The sequence below is a fragment of the Phaeobacter porticola genome (genome assembly GCF_001888185.1).
GTDB lineage: Bacteria > Pseudomonadota > Alphaproteobacteria > Rhodobacterales > Rhodobacteraceae > Phaeobacter > Phaeobacter porticola.
Map to the genome: position 1 here is coordinate 1,673,104 of NZ_CP016364.1, position 13,510 is coordinate 1,686,613.

14 protein-coding genes are annotated in these 13,510 nt (G+C 59.9%); 6 read left to right on the top strand and 8 right to left on the bottom strand.

The features are described 5' to 3' along the window. The first annotated feature begins 2 nt into the window (after positions 1-2). Positions 3-473 carry a disulfide bond formation protein B gene (locus PhaeoP97_RS08125; RefSeq protein ID WP_072504649.1) on the top strand — a complete coding sequence of 157 codons (471 nt, stop codon included), beginning with the start codon at positions 3-5 and terminating at the stop codon, positions 471-473. 34 nt (positions 474-507) lie between these two features. On the opposite strand, the gene PhaeoP97_RS08130 is transcribed toward PhaeoP97_RS08125, so the two are convergent. Next, positions 508-933 carry an Lrp/AsnC family transcriptional regulator gene (locus PhaeoP97_RS08130; protein ID WP_014874739.1) on the bottom strand — a complete coding sequence of 142 codons (426 nt, stop codon included), beginning with the start codon at positions 931-933 and terminating at the stop codon, positions 508-510. Between the two features lie 112 nt (positions 934-1,045). Here PhaeoP97_RS08130 and rocF point away from each other — a divergent pair, with 112 nt between their 5' ends. The 3 genes from rocF to PhaeoP97_RS08145 are packed head-to-tail and all read left to right on the top strand — an operon-like array spanning position 1,046 to position 3,941. After that, positions 1,046-1,972 carry an arginase gene (gene rocF, locus PhaeoP97_RS08135; protein WP_072506368.1) on the top strand — a complete coding sequence of 309 codons (927 nt, stop codon included), beginning with the start codon at positions 1,046-1,048 and terminating at the stop codon, positions 1,970-1,972. After that, on the top strand, positions 1,969-2,898 hold the full coding sequence (gene ctlX, locus PhaeoP97_RS08140; protein ID WP_072504650.1) for a citrulline utilization hydrolase CtlX: 930 nt from the start codon (positions 1,969-1,971) through the stop codon (positions 2,896-2,898). The genes rocF and ctlX overlap by 4 nt, the downstream gene beginning before the upstream one ends. Continuing rightward, a complete protein-coding gene (locus PhaeoP97_RS08145) occupies positions 2,895-3,941 on the top strand; it encodes an ornithine cyclodeaminase (protein ID WP_072504651.1) in 1,047 nt (348 codons plus the stop codon). The genes ctlX and PhaeoP97_RS08145 overlap by 4 nt, the downstream gene beginning before the upstream one ends. Before the next feature lie 77 nt (positions 3,942-4,018). On the opposite strand, the gene PhaeoP97_RS08150 is transcribed toward PhaeoP97_RS08145, so the two are convergent. After that, positions 4,019-4,585 carry an HNH endonuclease gene (locus PhaeoP97_RS08150; protein WP_014880053.1) on the bottom strand — a complete coding sequence of 189 codons (567 nt, stop codon included), beginning with the start codon at positions 4,583-4,585 and terminating at the stop codon, positions 4,019-4,021. A 604-nt stretch (positions 4,586-5,189) separates the two neighbouring features. On the opposite strand from PhaeoP97_RS08150, the gene PhaeoP97_RS08155 reads away from it, so the two are divergent. After that, complete coding sequence (locus tag PhaeoP97_RS08155; protein ID WP_072504652.1) at positions 5,190-5,888, top strand: pseudouridine synthase; 699 nt, start codon at positions 5,190-5,192, stop codon at positions 5,886-5,888. A 40-nt stretch (positions 5,889-5,928) separates the two neighbouring features. Here the strand turns inward: PhaeoP97_RS08155 and PhaeoP97_RS08160 are convergent, their stop codons facing one another. Then, positions 5,929-6,594 (bottom strand): alpha/beta hydrolase, encoded by a 666-nt coding sequence (locus PhaeoP97_RS08160; protein WP_072504653.1) that lies wholly within the window; start codon positions 6,592-6,594, stop codon positions 5,929-5,931. Continuing rightward, entirely contained in the window at positions 6,591-7,259 is a 669-nt protein-coding gene (locus tag PhaeoP97_RS08165) for a DNA-3-methyladenine glycosylase family protein (protein ID WP_072504654.1), read from the bottom strand. The genes PhaeoP97_RS08160 and PhaeoP97_RS08165 overlap by 4 nt, the downstream gene beginning before the upstream one ends. A 92-nt stretch (positions 7,260-7,351) precedes the next feature. Here PhaeoP97_RS08165 and PhaeoP97_RS08170 point away from each other — a divergent pair, with 92 nt between their 5' ends. Next, entirely contained in the window at positions 7,352-8,578 is a 1,227-nt protein-coding gene (locus PhaeoP97_RS08170; RefSeq protein ID WP_072504655.1) for an MFS transporter, read from the top strand. 85 nt (positions 8,579-8,663) lie between these two features. Here PhaeoP97_RS08170 and PhaeoP97_RS08175 read toward each other — a convergent pair whose 3' ends face one another. From PhaeoP97_RS08175 to PhaeoP97_RS08190, 4 genes are all read right to left on the bottom strand, one after another. Then, complete coding sequence (locus PhaeoP97_RS08175) at positions 8,664-9,443, bottom strand: squalene/phytoene synthase family protein (protein ID WP_072504656.1); 780 nt, start codon at positions 9,441-9,443, stop codon at positions 8,664-8,666. Beyond that, a complete protein-coding gene (cimA, locus tag PhaeoP97_RS08180; protein ID WP_072504657.1) occupies positions 9,443-11,074 on the bottom strand; it encodes a citramalate synthase in 1,632 nt (543 codons plus the stop codon). Before cimA ends, PhaeoP97_RS08175 begins: the two co-directional genes overlap by 1 nt. Positions 11,075-11,140: 66 nt before the next feature. Beyond that, positions 11,141-12,538 (bottom strand): cysteine--tRNA ligase, encoded by a 1,398-nt coding sequence (gene cysS, locus PhaeoP97_RS08185; RefSeq protein ID WP_072504658.1) that lies wholly within the window; start codon positions 12,536-12,538, stop codon positions 11,141-11,143. 307 nt (positions 12,539-12,845) lie between these two features. Next, positions 12,846-13,430, bottom strand: coding sequence for an outer membrane protein (locus tag PhaeoP97_RS08190; protein ID WP_072504659.1), 585 nt, complete (start codon positions 13,428-13,430; stop codon positions 12,846-12,848). Positions 13,431-13,510 lie beyond the last annotated feature (80 nt).

The following is a 13,510-nucleotide window of genomic DNA, read 5'->3' on the forward strand; positions in this document are numbered from 1 at the left end:
ACATGAGCCGATTTCTAATTCTGATTGCCACCGCTGGCTCAGCTGCGCTTCTGCTGGGGGCCTTCGGGTTCCAGTATCTGGGCGAGATGCCGCCGTGTAAGCTGTGCATCTGGCAGCGTTACCCGCATGGTGCGGCGATTGTGATTGGGGTGCTGGCCCTGATGGTGCCAATGATGATTCTGCCCTATCTCGGCGCGCTGGCTGCGCTGGCCACGGCGGGTATCGGCGCCTATCACACCGGGGTAGAGCGCGGCTGGTGGGAAGGTCCGAATTCCTGCACCTCCGGCCCGATTGGCACCCTCAGCGGCGAGGATCTGATGCAGCGGATCATGTCGGCACCGCTGGTGCGCTGCGACGATGTACCATGGGAGCTGTTCAGCCTCTCAATGGCCAGCTGGAATGCGATTGCATCGCTCTTTCTGGCCGTGCTCTGGATTGCTGCGGCCAATCACATGCGCAAGAACCGGATCTGACGCCTGCATCGGGCCGGGCGTGTCACCGCTCGGCTCAGCTGTCCTTTTTCGTGGCAAGCAGGAGGTTGGTTTCGCTGCTGACCACCCCTTCGAATGTGCGGATCTTGGCAAGGGCGGCATCCAGGGTTTCAAGCGTTTCGGTGCCCAGCTCAATGATCAGATCCCAGCGCCCGTTCGTGGTGTGGATCGCCCGAACTTCTGGCAGACCCTGTAGCTGGCGGGTGATCCGGCTGGTACCACGGCCTTCGATGCCGATCATCATCAGTCCACGCACCGGATCGCGCAGCACATCCTCTTTCAGCACAACAGAAAACCCAAGGATATCTCCCTTGGTCTGTAACCGTTCGATCCGTGCCCGTACCGTGGTCCGCGACAGGTTCAGCTGCAACGCCAGGTCCGACAGGGAGGCGCGTGCATTATGGCGAAGGGCAGCAATCAGGCGTTCATCCGTTTTGTCCAATCTTATCTCCATCTTGGCAATTTGACCTACTATATGGGCGATTTGATCGCTGGATTCCACCTCAAAACGGAGATTTCTAAAGGTATACACATTTCACAGAGGAGATATGCGCGTGACATCCAAGACCTGTATTCTGATCGGCGCCCCGGTGGACAGCGGCAAGCGACGCGCCGGATGCCTGATGGGGCCGGATGCCTATCGCACCGCCGGTCTGGGGCGCGCAATCGAAAGTCTGGGTCATAAGGTGATCGATCAGGGCAATTTGCGTCCTGCCACCCATGAACCTGATACCAACGACGGTCTGGTCTTTGCCCGCAATGAAACGATCGGCTGGACCAATCGTCTGATCCGCGCCGCGGAAGAGGCGATGACAAAAGGGCTACCGATCTTCCTTGGTGGCGACCATTCGCTGTCCTTGGGTTCGGTTGTTGGCGTGGCCAACCACGCGGCCAAGGAAGGCCGCCCGCAATTCGTGCTGTGGCTCGATGCGCATACCGATTTTCACACCCCGGCGACCTCTGACAGCGGCAACCTGCACGGCACACCAGTGGGCTATTTCACCGGGCGCCCTGATTTCGCAGGCTTTCCCGAGGTTGCCAATCCGGTCCCGCAAGAAAACGTCTGCATGATTGGCCTGCGTTCCGTGGACACCCCGGAACGCCTCGCGCTTGAGGCCAGCGATATTCATCGTCATGACATGCGTGATATCGATGAAAATGGCATTGCCGGTCCGCTTTCTGCCTTTCTTCAGCGGGTCAAGGATGCCAACGGAATGCTGCATGTTTCGCTGGATGTTGATTTTCTGGACCCGTCTGTGGCCCCTGCGGTCGGCACCACCGTGCCCGGCGGCGCCACAGTGCGCGAGGGGCATTTGGTGTGCGAAATGCTGCACGATTCCGGGCTGATGACCTCGCTCGACCTTGTTGAGCTGAACCCGTTTCTGGATGAGCGGGGCCGCACGGCCCATCTGATGGTGGATCTCTGCGCCTCAGCCCTTGGGCGTCGTGTCTTTGACCGCCCGACACGGAGCTATCAATGAGCCAGCTTCAGGCCCCCGGTGCGGTGGTGATGATCCGCCCGCACCATTTCTGCTCCAACCCGGAGACGCGCGACGACAATGCGTTTCAGACCCTTGCGCGTGAGACTGCCGATGTCACCTCGGCCCAGGCGCTGGCTGAATTCGACGCCGCTGTTGCCGCGCTGCGCGGCGCAGGTGTGAGCGTCCATGTGTTTGACGACACTAGCACGGAAACACCGGATAGCGTGTTTCCGAACAACTGGTTTTCGACCCATGCCGGCGGCCATGTTGCGGTCTATCCGATGTATGCGGCCAACCGGCGCAAGGAACGCCGCTGGGATGTGATCGAACTGCTGAAGCGGGACTACCGCGTTCAGGATGTGATCGACTATTCCGGGCTGGAACAGGACGGGCTGGCGCTGGAAGGTACCGGCGCCATGGTGCTCGACCATATCGGGCGCATTGCCTATACCGTTAAATCCAACCGTGCCGATCCGGTGCTGCTGGAACGCTTCTGTACCCATTTCAACTTTGAACCGATGGTATTTGAAGCACGGGATGCGCAGGGACGTGATGTCTATCACACCAATGTTCTGATGGGCATTGGCACGGATTATGCGCTGATCTGCCTCGATATGATCACCGATCCAACGCGCCGGGCCGAAGTTGCCGCGCGGCTGGAGGAAACCGGACGCCGGGTGATTGATCTTACGCCTGAACAGATTGCCGGATTTGCCGGCAACGCGCTGGAGCTGACCGGGCACAGTCGCTTGCTGGCGCTGTCCTCACGTGCGGCAGAGGTGCTGCGCCCGGACCAAATTGCCATAATTGAGCGCAGCGCGACCCTGCTGCCGCTCTCCATTCCCACTATCGAAACCGCTGGCGGGTCGGTGCGCTGCATGCTGGCAGGCATCCACCTCAGCCCCCGTGAAAGGACCCAGTCATGACCCAACCCTCGGACAAGGCACTTGTGCCTTTTGTCAGCGTCGACAATATGATGCGCCTCATTCATCATGTTGGAATTGACACGGTGATGAAGGATCTGGCCACCTATATCGAAGAAGATTTCAAACGCTGGGAGCTGTTTGACAAGACACCGCGCGTGGCCAGCCATTCCGACGTCGGTGTGATTGAGTTGATGCCAACCTCCGACGGCGAGGCTTATGGCTTTAAATATGTAAACGGCCATCCGAAGAACACCTCTGAGGGGCTGCAGACTGTCACCGCCTTTGGCCTCTTGGCGGATGTCTATACCGGCTATCCGGTCCTGCTGACCGAAATGACCATCCTGACCGCGCTGCGCACCGCTGCAACCTCAGCCATGGTGGCAAAGCATCTGGCCCCCAAAGGCGCGACAACGATGGCGATGATCGGCAATGGCGCGCAGTCGGAGTTCCAGTCACTAGCGATGCAGGCGATCTGTGGGCTGAAATCCGTGCGGCTTTATGATGTTGATCCGGCAGCGACCGCCAAATGCGCAGCGAACCTGAAAAACAGCGGGCTGGACGTTGTGGCTTGCAAGACGCCGGAAGAGGCCATTGAGGGCGCTCAGATTCTGACCACCTGCACTGCCGACAAACAATGCGCCACGATCCTGACCGACAATATGGTCGGCAGCGGTGTCCACATCAACGCCATCGGCGGCGATTGCCCCGGCAAGACCGAATTGGCCCCCGGCATCCTGACGCGCTCGGATGTGTTTGTTGAGTTTCCGCCCCAAACCCGTGTCGAGGGCGAAATCCAGCAGATGCCTGAGGATTTTGAAGTCACCGAACTGTGGCAGGTGATCCTGGGCCAGAAGCCCGGTCGCCGCGATGACAAGCAGATCACCTTGTTCGACAGCGTTGGTTTCGCGATCGAGGATTTCTCGGCCCTGCGCTACATCCGCGACCGGATCAAGGATACGGATTTCTTCCTTGAGTTGGATATGTTGGCCGACCCTGACGATCCGCGCGATCTCTTTGGCATGGTACAACGCGCTAAGGGCTGAATCTCTCGTATACAGACAACCAAAGGCTCCGACAGCGCTGCTGATCGGGGCCTTTTCATAGCTCTTACAGGGTGCGATCAGCTGTCCAATTCGCTGTCCCAATAGAGAAAGTCCATCCAGGTCTGGTGCAGCTCTGGTTTGGGGCGCGGCAGGCGCCGGGCAATGGCGTCCAGCTCATGCGGACTGGGGGCAAAGGGTTTGCGGCGCAGTTTCAACCCGACCTGCTGTGGCTTCAGGTTGCCCTTACGCAGGTTGTCGGCGCTGCAACAGGCCACGATATTCGTCCAGGAAGATGCACCGCCTTTGCTGCGGGGAATGACATGGTCAAATGTCAGATCCTTTGCCGCGAAACGATTGCCGCAGTACTGACAGCAAAATTCATCACGCAGAAACACATTGTAACGGGTGAAGGCCACCTTCTTGCGCTTACGATAGCGTTTGAGCGCAACAACAGCGGGCACTTCGAAGGTGTCCGAGGCCGAATGCACCGCGACATCGTCATAGGTCTTGACCTGTATGACCCGTTCCTGATGGACGGCAACAAACGCATCCTGCCAATTGCAGACTGACAGCGGTGCCCAGCTGAGCGGCTGCATATCTGCGTTCAGAATCAAAGTTCTGAGATTACCAACGGCGACGGTCATACTGCACCTCCTCGTTTCAATGGCCTGGACCTGCGCCAAGGTCCCGGCCACTGACCACCACCCTGCCCCCGCGTACGGGCCGACACAGCGGTGGTTTCAGACAAAACAAAAGCGCGTGGAGCCCACGCGCTTGTCTTTGGATTAGTCATTTGAATGCCAACATTCCGCAGGCTCGCCGACAGAAGGTTTCGATGCGGCCACACAGGTATTCGCAGACCAATCAGCGGACGCACCCCTTTGTTGAAACACGTCATAGGCTGGGTGTGGGATAGGGCCGGAGGGCCATAACCAAAATCTGCTGCACTCTGTTGCTGTTGGATCTGCATGTTCTGCAACGGCTCTACCGCCCTGTCTGCCTGTTTTCCGACACCAGAGCGGGGAACCCGCCCCTGCTTTGGATTAACTATATATCGTGGCCTGCAACTGACAAGCCCCCATTATCAATGATTGAGGCGGTATGATTGTGACGGCGCCCGTCCCCGTCTGAAGCCTAGCGTTAGAATGATTCCGTGACACCTCCGTGACGTCTGAACCACCAGGTGAAACCAAGATTGGTACTACAGTTGGACTTGCCACTCAGCAAAGCGCTGCCTATTGCAGATTGATGACCAGATTGATCCGTTTCAATAAGCCCTTTGATGTCTTGCCGCAATTCACCGACCGCGGCAGCGAAGGCAGCCCGCGCGCCACGCTGAGTGACTGGATTAACCTGCCTGATGTCTATCCCGCCGGTCGACTGGATCGTGATAGCGAAGGGCTGATGCTGTTGACCGATCATGGGCGATTGCAGGCGTGGATTTCGGACCCGCAGCATAAGATGCCAAAAACCTATTGGGTACAGGTCGAGGGCACACCGGATGCCGCCGCCATTCAGGCTCTGGCCGACGGCGTAGAGCTGAAGGACGGGCTGACCCGCCCAGCCAAGGCGGCATTGATGGATGAACCCGACGGGATCTGGGCGCGCAATCCGCCCATCCGTGTGCGCAAATCCGTCCCTGATAGCTGGATCGCGCTGACCATCCGCGAAGGCCGCAACCGCCAGGTGCGGCGGATGACAGCCGCTGTCGGCCACCCGACCTTACGTCTGATCCGCGCTGCGATTGGGATCTGGACGCTTGATGGCTTGTCCCCCGGCAGTTGGGAGGATCTGGAGGTGCCGAACATTCCCGGACCGCCCAAACCCAAACCCGCGCCAAATCGACAGGCCATCGCCCGGCGCAAGGCTGCCGCGTCAACGCCCGGTCGCCCGGAACCGAATGCGAGAGCAAAGCCGCGAAAACCAAGAAAGCCGCGCAAGGGCTAATCCTTACGCGGTTTTGCGCTTCATCTACGGCTTTCAGCTCTCAGAGGCTCAGCTTGTCGCGCATGAAGGCCAGCGCCACGCTCAACCCATCGGGGGCAATGCCGTGACCTGTGCCCTTCATGATATGGGCAAAGACATCCTGGAACCCGGCCTCTCCCAGCGCCTCGGCAGCCTCGGGCAGTGATTGTGGCGGCACCACATCGTCAGCGTCGCCATGCACCAGCAGCACCGGCATTTTTGAGATGACCTCGTCCTTCAGCGTTTCCGGCGACAGCAGGCGACCGGAAAAGGCGACGATCCCCGCCACCGCATCCTCGCGGCGGGGGGCCACATGCAGGCTCATCATTGTGCCTTGCGAGAATCCAAACAGCACCACCTGCTCGGGCAGCACGTCCTCATCCACCATCAGCGCATCCAGAAAGGCGTTCAGATCCTCGATTGAGGCCATCATCCCGCGCATGGATTCCTCTTCCGAAGAGCCGTCGATCCAGGGGATCGGAAACCACTGGAAACCAAAAGGCGCGCCTGCGCAGCTTTCCGGAGCATCTGGTGCAACAAACAAGGTGTCGGGCAGATGTTCGCCCAAGGGGTCAGCCAGTCCCAGCAGGTCGGCGCCATTGGCCCCATAGCCATGCAGAAACACCACCACGGATCGGGTCTGCCCCGACAAAGGCGCCTTGCGCTCGGCTGATAAAACTCGTGTCATCGGATCCCTTCCCTGTCCTTTGCCACCCGGTAATAGGCCCAGAGCACGCGCGCCGCAACCGACCGCCACGGCGACCATGCCTCGGCGATGCGGCGCATCGCGGCGGGTTTGGGCCGCTCCGGCAGGTCGAGCAGGATCCGCGCGCCCTCTTGCAGCGCCAGATCGCCATGGGCAAAGACATCGGCCCGCCCAAGCGAGAACATCGCATAGATTTCCGCCGTCCAGGTGCCGATGCCCGACACTTGCGTCAGGGTCGCAATCACCTCGGCATCCGGCAGCTGGCGCAGCGCGTCAAAATCAATACCGGCCGCAGCAAGGGCGTGGGCGTAACGAATTTTCTGACGGCTGAGACCCACGGCACGCAAATCCTCCTCGCTGGCCGCTGCTACCTGCGGTGCTGTATCCAGCCCGGCCTCAACCATCCGCCCCCAGATCGCATTGGCTGAGGCCACGCTGACCTGCTGGCTGACAATCGCGCTCAGCAACTCGGCAAACCCCTCGGATTTGCGGCGCAGGGGCAGCGGTCCGCAGAGGTCAATCGCGGCGGCAAATCGCGCGTCGTGATCGGCCAGCCAAGCTGCTCCTTCGCGCACACAGGCGTCACTGGTGATGATCCGTCCGACATTGAATGCCCCCGCTGCATCCGGATTTTTCGATCCTGTCATGTGTCACCTCTCCTTGCGTCTTTTTCGCGCGCATAGCGCACTGATGCAGCATCAATCTTGCCCTGTCGGATATTCAGGGATACGCATCTGTCATGACTGACAGCCTCCCCCTCCCCGACGACCGCATCGCCAAACGCAATGTTGTCATTCTCGTGCTTGCGCAGGCCTTTCTGGGTGCGCAGATGCCGATGATTTTCACCATTGGTGGTCTCGCAGGTCAATCGCTTGCCAGCAATGCCTGTTTCGCGACGCTGCCGATTTCGCTGATCGTCGCCGGTTCCATGCTGGCGGCCACGCCGATCTCTGCGATCATGCAGCGGTATGGGCGCAAGGTGGGCTTCTTCGTGGGCGCCGCTGGTGGCACGCTTGGCGGTGTCATTGGGGCCTATGGGCTCTACCTTGGTTCCTTCCCCATCTTCCTGTTTGGCAGCTTCCTGACCGGTATCTACATGAGCGCGCAAGGTTTTTACCGCTTTGCCGCCACTGACACCGCGTCCGATGCGTTTCGGCCCAAGGCAATTTCTTATGTGATGGCGGGCGGGTTGCTCTCAGCCATTATTGGCCCGCAGATCGTCAAGGCGACCAGCCAAGCCTTTGTGATCCCCTTCCTCGGCACCTATATGGCCGTGGTCGCAGTCAATGTTCTGGGCGCCATCCTGTTTCTGTTCCTCAAGATCCCCAAACCCCCGGTGCCCAGCGAGGACGCGCCCAAGGGACGCAGCCGTCTGGAGCTGCTGCGCACACCCACCATCGCCGTGGCCGTGATCTGTGCAATGGTGTCCTACGCGCTGATGAACTTAGTGATGACCTCCACCCCGCTGGCGGTTGTTGGCTGTGGCTTTACCGAAGGCAGCGCGGCTGACGTGGTGACCGCCCACGTGCTGGCAATGTATGTGCCTTCCTTCTTTACCGGTCATCTGATTGCGCGTTTCGGCGTTGAAAAGGTTGTTGGCGCCGGCCTTGTGATTCTTGCCGCAGCCGGGGCTGTCGCGCTGCAGGGCGTGGATCTGGAAAATTTCTTTGTCGCCTTGGTCTTGCTGGGCATTGGCTGGAACTTTGGCTTCATTGGTGCAACCACCATGCTGGCAGGCGCACATGAGAGCTATGAGCGCGGCCGGATGCAGGGGCTGAATGATCTCTTGGTCTTTGGCGGCGTCACCTTTGCCTCGCTGGCCTCGGGCGGGCTGATGAACTGTTCAGGCGGTAGTGCGGTCGAAGGCTGGACCGCCGTGAACATGGCGATGGCGCCCTTCCTGGTCCTGGCGGGCGGCGCGCTCTTGTGGCTTGCGTTGAAACCCCGAGCTGTACGTGACATGTGATCTCCGGTTAACCCGCTGCAGAAAAAGAAAAAGACGCCAGGCGGAAAGCCGTCGGCGTCTTTTTTCCATCTGAATCTCAGTGAACCTACCAGCGCCCGGTCGAGACCCGATAGATCAGACTGGTGCGACGGCGGAATTCACTTGTCCCCAAGGCGCCATCTGCAACCCGTTGCGGCACGGCGACGGCCTGTTGCAGGATCTTGTCCGCCTGCCAGCCTGGCAGGAGCGCCGGCAGCGAAGATGCCGCCATCGCTCCCCGATTGGCGCGGGCTTCTTTCAACGCCGCAAGGCCATCCTGGGCCAGTGCCCGTACTCCCTCGGGGGTGCCATCCAGAAGCGGCACGCGCTTCTCTGCAACTAATTTGGGAATTGCGCGCAGCCAATTGGCGACGCCGACCCCATAGGCGAACCGGCGCACTAGTGTCTGATCACGTGCCCCCAGCGTCGCCGCTGCCATCCACATGAGCGAGCCTGTGGTCTTGTCGATGTGATCCGCCAGTGCCGCCTCATCCTCAAACGGATCTCGGTAGATGTCCCAGCGCCGGGCCTCTGCCATCGCATCAATATGCACCGCGAGGTCAGGCCGCAGCACCCTGGCCAGTGGTGTCGCGACAAAATGTCGACGCACAGGGCCACCGGCGGCAATCTCGGCGCCGACGTCGCGCCACCACTGCACACGCATTTCGGCAATCATTGCCTCGGTTGAGGCCCAGGGTGCCCGCGCCAATTCCAGATTAAACGCGTAAATCGCAAACAGGGCGGCGCGCGTAGAGACTGGCGAGGCCATCACCGTCGCAAAACGGTCGGGATCGCCTTTCTGCACCAGATCGGCGCAGGCAATCAGGTCGTCATCAAATGTCGTCATCAGACGCCAACGCCTCCGGCATCGGTGTCGCGCAGCAGCTTCCAGCGGATCGCATCCAGCAGCGCCTCAAACGAGGCATCTATTATGTTCGCGCTGACGCCAACGGTGGACCAGCGTCGCCCGGCGCCATCTTCGCTGTCGATAATGACCCGTGTCACCGCCTCGGTGCCGCCTTGGGTGATGCGCACTTTGAAATCAACCAGCCGCATATCACCCAGCGCCTTGGAATACTGGCCCAGATCCTTCGTCAGTGCCTTGGCCAGCGCGTTCACCGGACCCCGGTCGCTACCGGTCTCGTCCAGCGATTCACTCACCGACAGCAGCTTTTGCCCATCCACCTTGACGACCACAACCGCCTCAGAGAGGGAGACCATCCGGTCATACTTGTTCTTACGCCGCTCTACCGTGACCTTATAGCGCTTCACCTCAAAGAAACTTGGAAGCTGCCCCAGCTCCTCGCGCGCCAAGATCTCGAACGAGGCCTGCGCGGTATCATAGGAATACCCCTCGGCCTCACGGGTTTTGATCCGCTCCAGAATTCGCGCCAGCGCCGGGTCGCCGTTCTCAACGCGCAGACCGGCCTCCGACAGGCGACGGCGCAGATTGGACTGCCCTGCCTGATTGGACATCGGAATGATACGCGCATTGCCAACCAATGCCGGGTCAATATGTTCGTAGGTGCTCGGATCCTTCAGGATCGCGCTGGCATGCAGCCCGGCCTTATGGGCAAAGGCGGAGGCCCCAACATAAGCGGCCTGTTTCGTTGGTACCCGGTTCAGGATCTCATCCAACATCCGGCTGAGCGCGGTCAGCGAGCTCAAGCCCTCGTGGCTGACACCGATGTCGAATTGGTCCGCATAGGGCTGTTTCAGCAGTAATGTGGGGATCAGCGTTGTCAGATTGGCATTGCCGCAGCGCTCCCCCAGACCGTTCAGCGTACCTTGGATCTGCCGCGCGCCTGCATCCACAGCCGCCAGCGAACAGGCCACCGCATTTTCGGTGTCATTATGGGTGTGAATACCCAAATGATCCCCCGGCAACCCGGCCGCGATCACCTCCGCCACGATCCGCCCCACGTCCCCCGGCAAGGTGCCGCCATTGGTATCGCACAGCACCACCCAGCGCGCGCCCGCCTCAAGCGCGGCACGGCATGCTGCCAGCGCGTAATCCGGGTTGTCCTTATAGCCGTCAAAGAAATGTTCGGCGTCAAACAGCGCCTCGCGCCCCTGCGCCACAAGATGTGCGATGGAGGCGCGGATATTGTCGAGGTTCTCCTCAAGCGTGATCCCCAGCGCGTGGGTTACGTGATAGTCATGGCTCTTGCCCACCAGACAGACCGCCCCGGTGCCCGCATTCATCACCGCCGCCAGAACATCGTCGTTTTCCGCGGACCGCCCGGCCCGTTTGGTCATGCCAAAGGCGGTCATGGTCGCGCGCGTCCGCGGGGCTGCATCAAAGAACCCGCTGTCAGTCGGATTGGCGCCGGGCCAGCCCCCTTCGATATAGTCCACCCCAAGCCCGTCCAGCGCCGTGGCAATCTGCACCTTCTCAGTGGTCGAAAACTGCACACCCTGGGTCTGCTGCCCATCGCGCAGCGTGGTGTCATAGAGGTAAAGACGTTCTTTGGTCATGGCTGGCCTTATGGCTTGGCAAATGAGGGTGGCCCTCCCCTCAGAGGGCCGTGATGTGTTGTGGTGCTAGATCGCGTCCAGTTTGCTGGCATCAAACGACGGGCCGGGCACCAATTCAACGCCGGTCTTACTCATCCGAACCTCAACCCCGGCATCAACCAAGGTCGATTTCAACCGGTCAACTTCCGCAAAATTCTTGGTCTCCATTGCCAGCTGACGCGCCTCAAAAAGTTTATTTTCATAGTGGCTTAAGTCGTGATCTTCATCTTGCGCCCAAGTTCCCAAATCATCTGTCAGCAAACCCAGAAGGCGGGCTGAGGTCAAGAGATCAGCAGCCGTCTCAGTGGAGGCCAACTTGTGCAGTTCCGCCAAGGCCCCGGCGGTATTGAGATCATCAGACAGTGCTTCGATGACCGCGGCAGCAGCGGTGGGCGCGGGCTCGATGCCCGTGGTCAGCACGCGCCACTTGCGCAGCGTTGCCTCTGCTTCCTTTGCCTTTTTGTCGGTCCAATCCATCGGCTTGCGATAGTGGGTTTGCAAAAATACCAACCGGATCACCTCCCCCGGATAGCCCTGATCCAAGAGGTCGCGCACGGTGAAAAAGTTGCCCAGAGACTTGGACATCTTCTTGCCTTCGACTTGCAGCATCTCATTGTGCAGCCAGATTTTTGCAAAATCGCCTTCCGGATGGGCACAGCAGCTTTGCGCAATTTCATTCTCGTGATGCGGGAACATCAGATCATTGCCGCCGCCGTGAATGTCGAAACTGTCGCCAAACAGCTCGTGGCTCATGGCGGAGCATTCGATATGCCAACCCGGACGACCCCGGTCCCAGGGGCTGTCCCAGCCCGGCAGCTCATCGGTGGAGGGCTTCCACAGCACGAAATCCATCGGATCGCGTTTGTTATCGGCCACTTCAACCCGCGCCCCGGCAATCATGTCATCCACCGACCGGCCGGACAGCGCGCCGTAATCCTTGTAGCTCTTGACCGAGAACAGCACATGTCCCGCGCCATCGGCGTAGGCATGGCCCTTGGCAATCAAGTCTTCGATCATCGCGATCATCTGCGGAATATAGGCGGTTGCGCGCGGCATGTGATCCGGCTCCAGCGCACCCAACTCTCCCATATCGGCCAGATACCAGCTGATGGTCTCTTCCGTGCGCTCCTGCACCAGCTCTTCCAGCGTGCCCGGCGCGCCCGCTTCCTTCCGGGCCAGCGCGGTTGCGTTGATCTTGTCATCCACATCGGTGAAATTGCGTGCATAGGTGACGTGATTGGTGCCGTAGACGTGGCGCAACAGGCGATAGAGCACATCAAAAACCACCACAGGACGCGCATTGCCCAGATGGGCACGGTCATAAACCGTAGGTCCGCAGAGGTAGAGGCGCACATCGTCGGGATTGAGCGGGTCCAGCACCTCTTTGCCTCTGGTGCGGGTGTTGTGCAGCTTGATCGTCGTCATCACAAATCCTTCGTCTGACCGCAGCGCATGCGCCTCTGGCCACTCTCCCAACGGGTGCCGCAGATACGCGGCGCGCAGCGCGGGCTTAGCAACTTGTTCAAAAGAAGGGAACGACAGAAACCAGCCCGCTGACTATTTCAGCAGGTAATGCAGCAGGTAATAATGTTGCACATCTGGGTCATAAGATTGGCATAACACAGCAAGAAAGCCCCGCCAAGCCTGCAATTCAGACTTAAGCCTTCACGCCATCGCAAAACGGCGCGCCCATCGAAATGGACGCGCCGCTGTTATCACTGGGGGGGGCAAATCAGAACTGGTAGGAGGCCCGCAGCGATACGGTCGTCGCATCGGCGCTGATGCCGGAGCTGCCCAGATTGTCGAAGTCATGCTCCAACACTTCACCACCGACGGTCCATTGGTCGGTCACGCGGTAGGCCACGCCGATACCGTAGAATTCACCGGTTTCATCACCAACAGAGGTATCAACCTGCGCCACACCGCCGGTCACATAGGCCAGCACGGGACCAAAGTCATACCCGGCCTTCACCTTGCCGCGCATCACAGAGTCCACAGTGGCGGCACCGCCACCCAGTTCGACATCTGTGGCGTCATAATCAATCTCACCACCCAGTACGAAGCGGCCAAAATCATAGTTGTAGCCAGCGTGGACACCGTAAGAGACGTCATCCCCTGACAGGCCGTTGCTGGTATCTGCGTCCAGCTGCCCGATTTGGCCACCAATATAGGCACCAGTCCAATCACCACCATCATTGGCAACCACGACGGGCGGTGCCGCAGGCGCTGGGGCCACGACGGGCTCTTCCAGATTGCCGGCAAAGGCTGGGGTGCTCAGGGCGGCGGCGATAGCGGCCATGGATACGATACGAGTCATCTCGACTTCTCCTTGTCTGTCTTTCGACATGTGTCTTCTCAAAGACGCGCTACTCTCGCGTCTGCCCCTCCTAAAGAAGA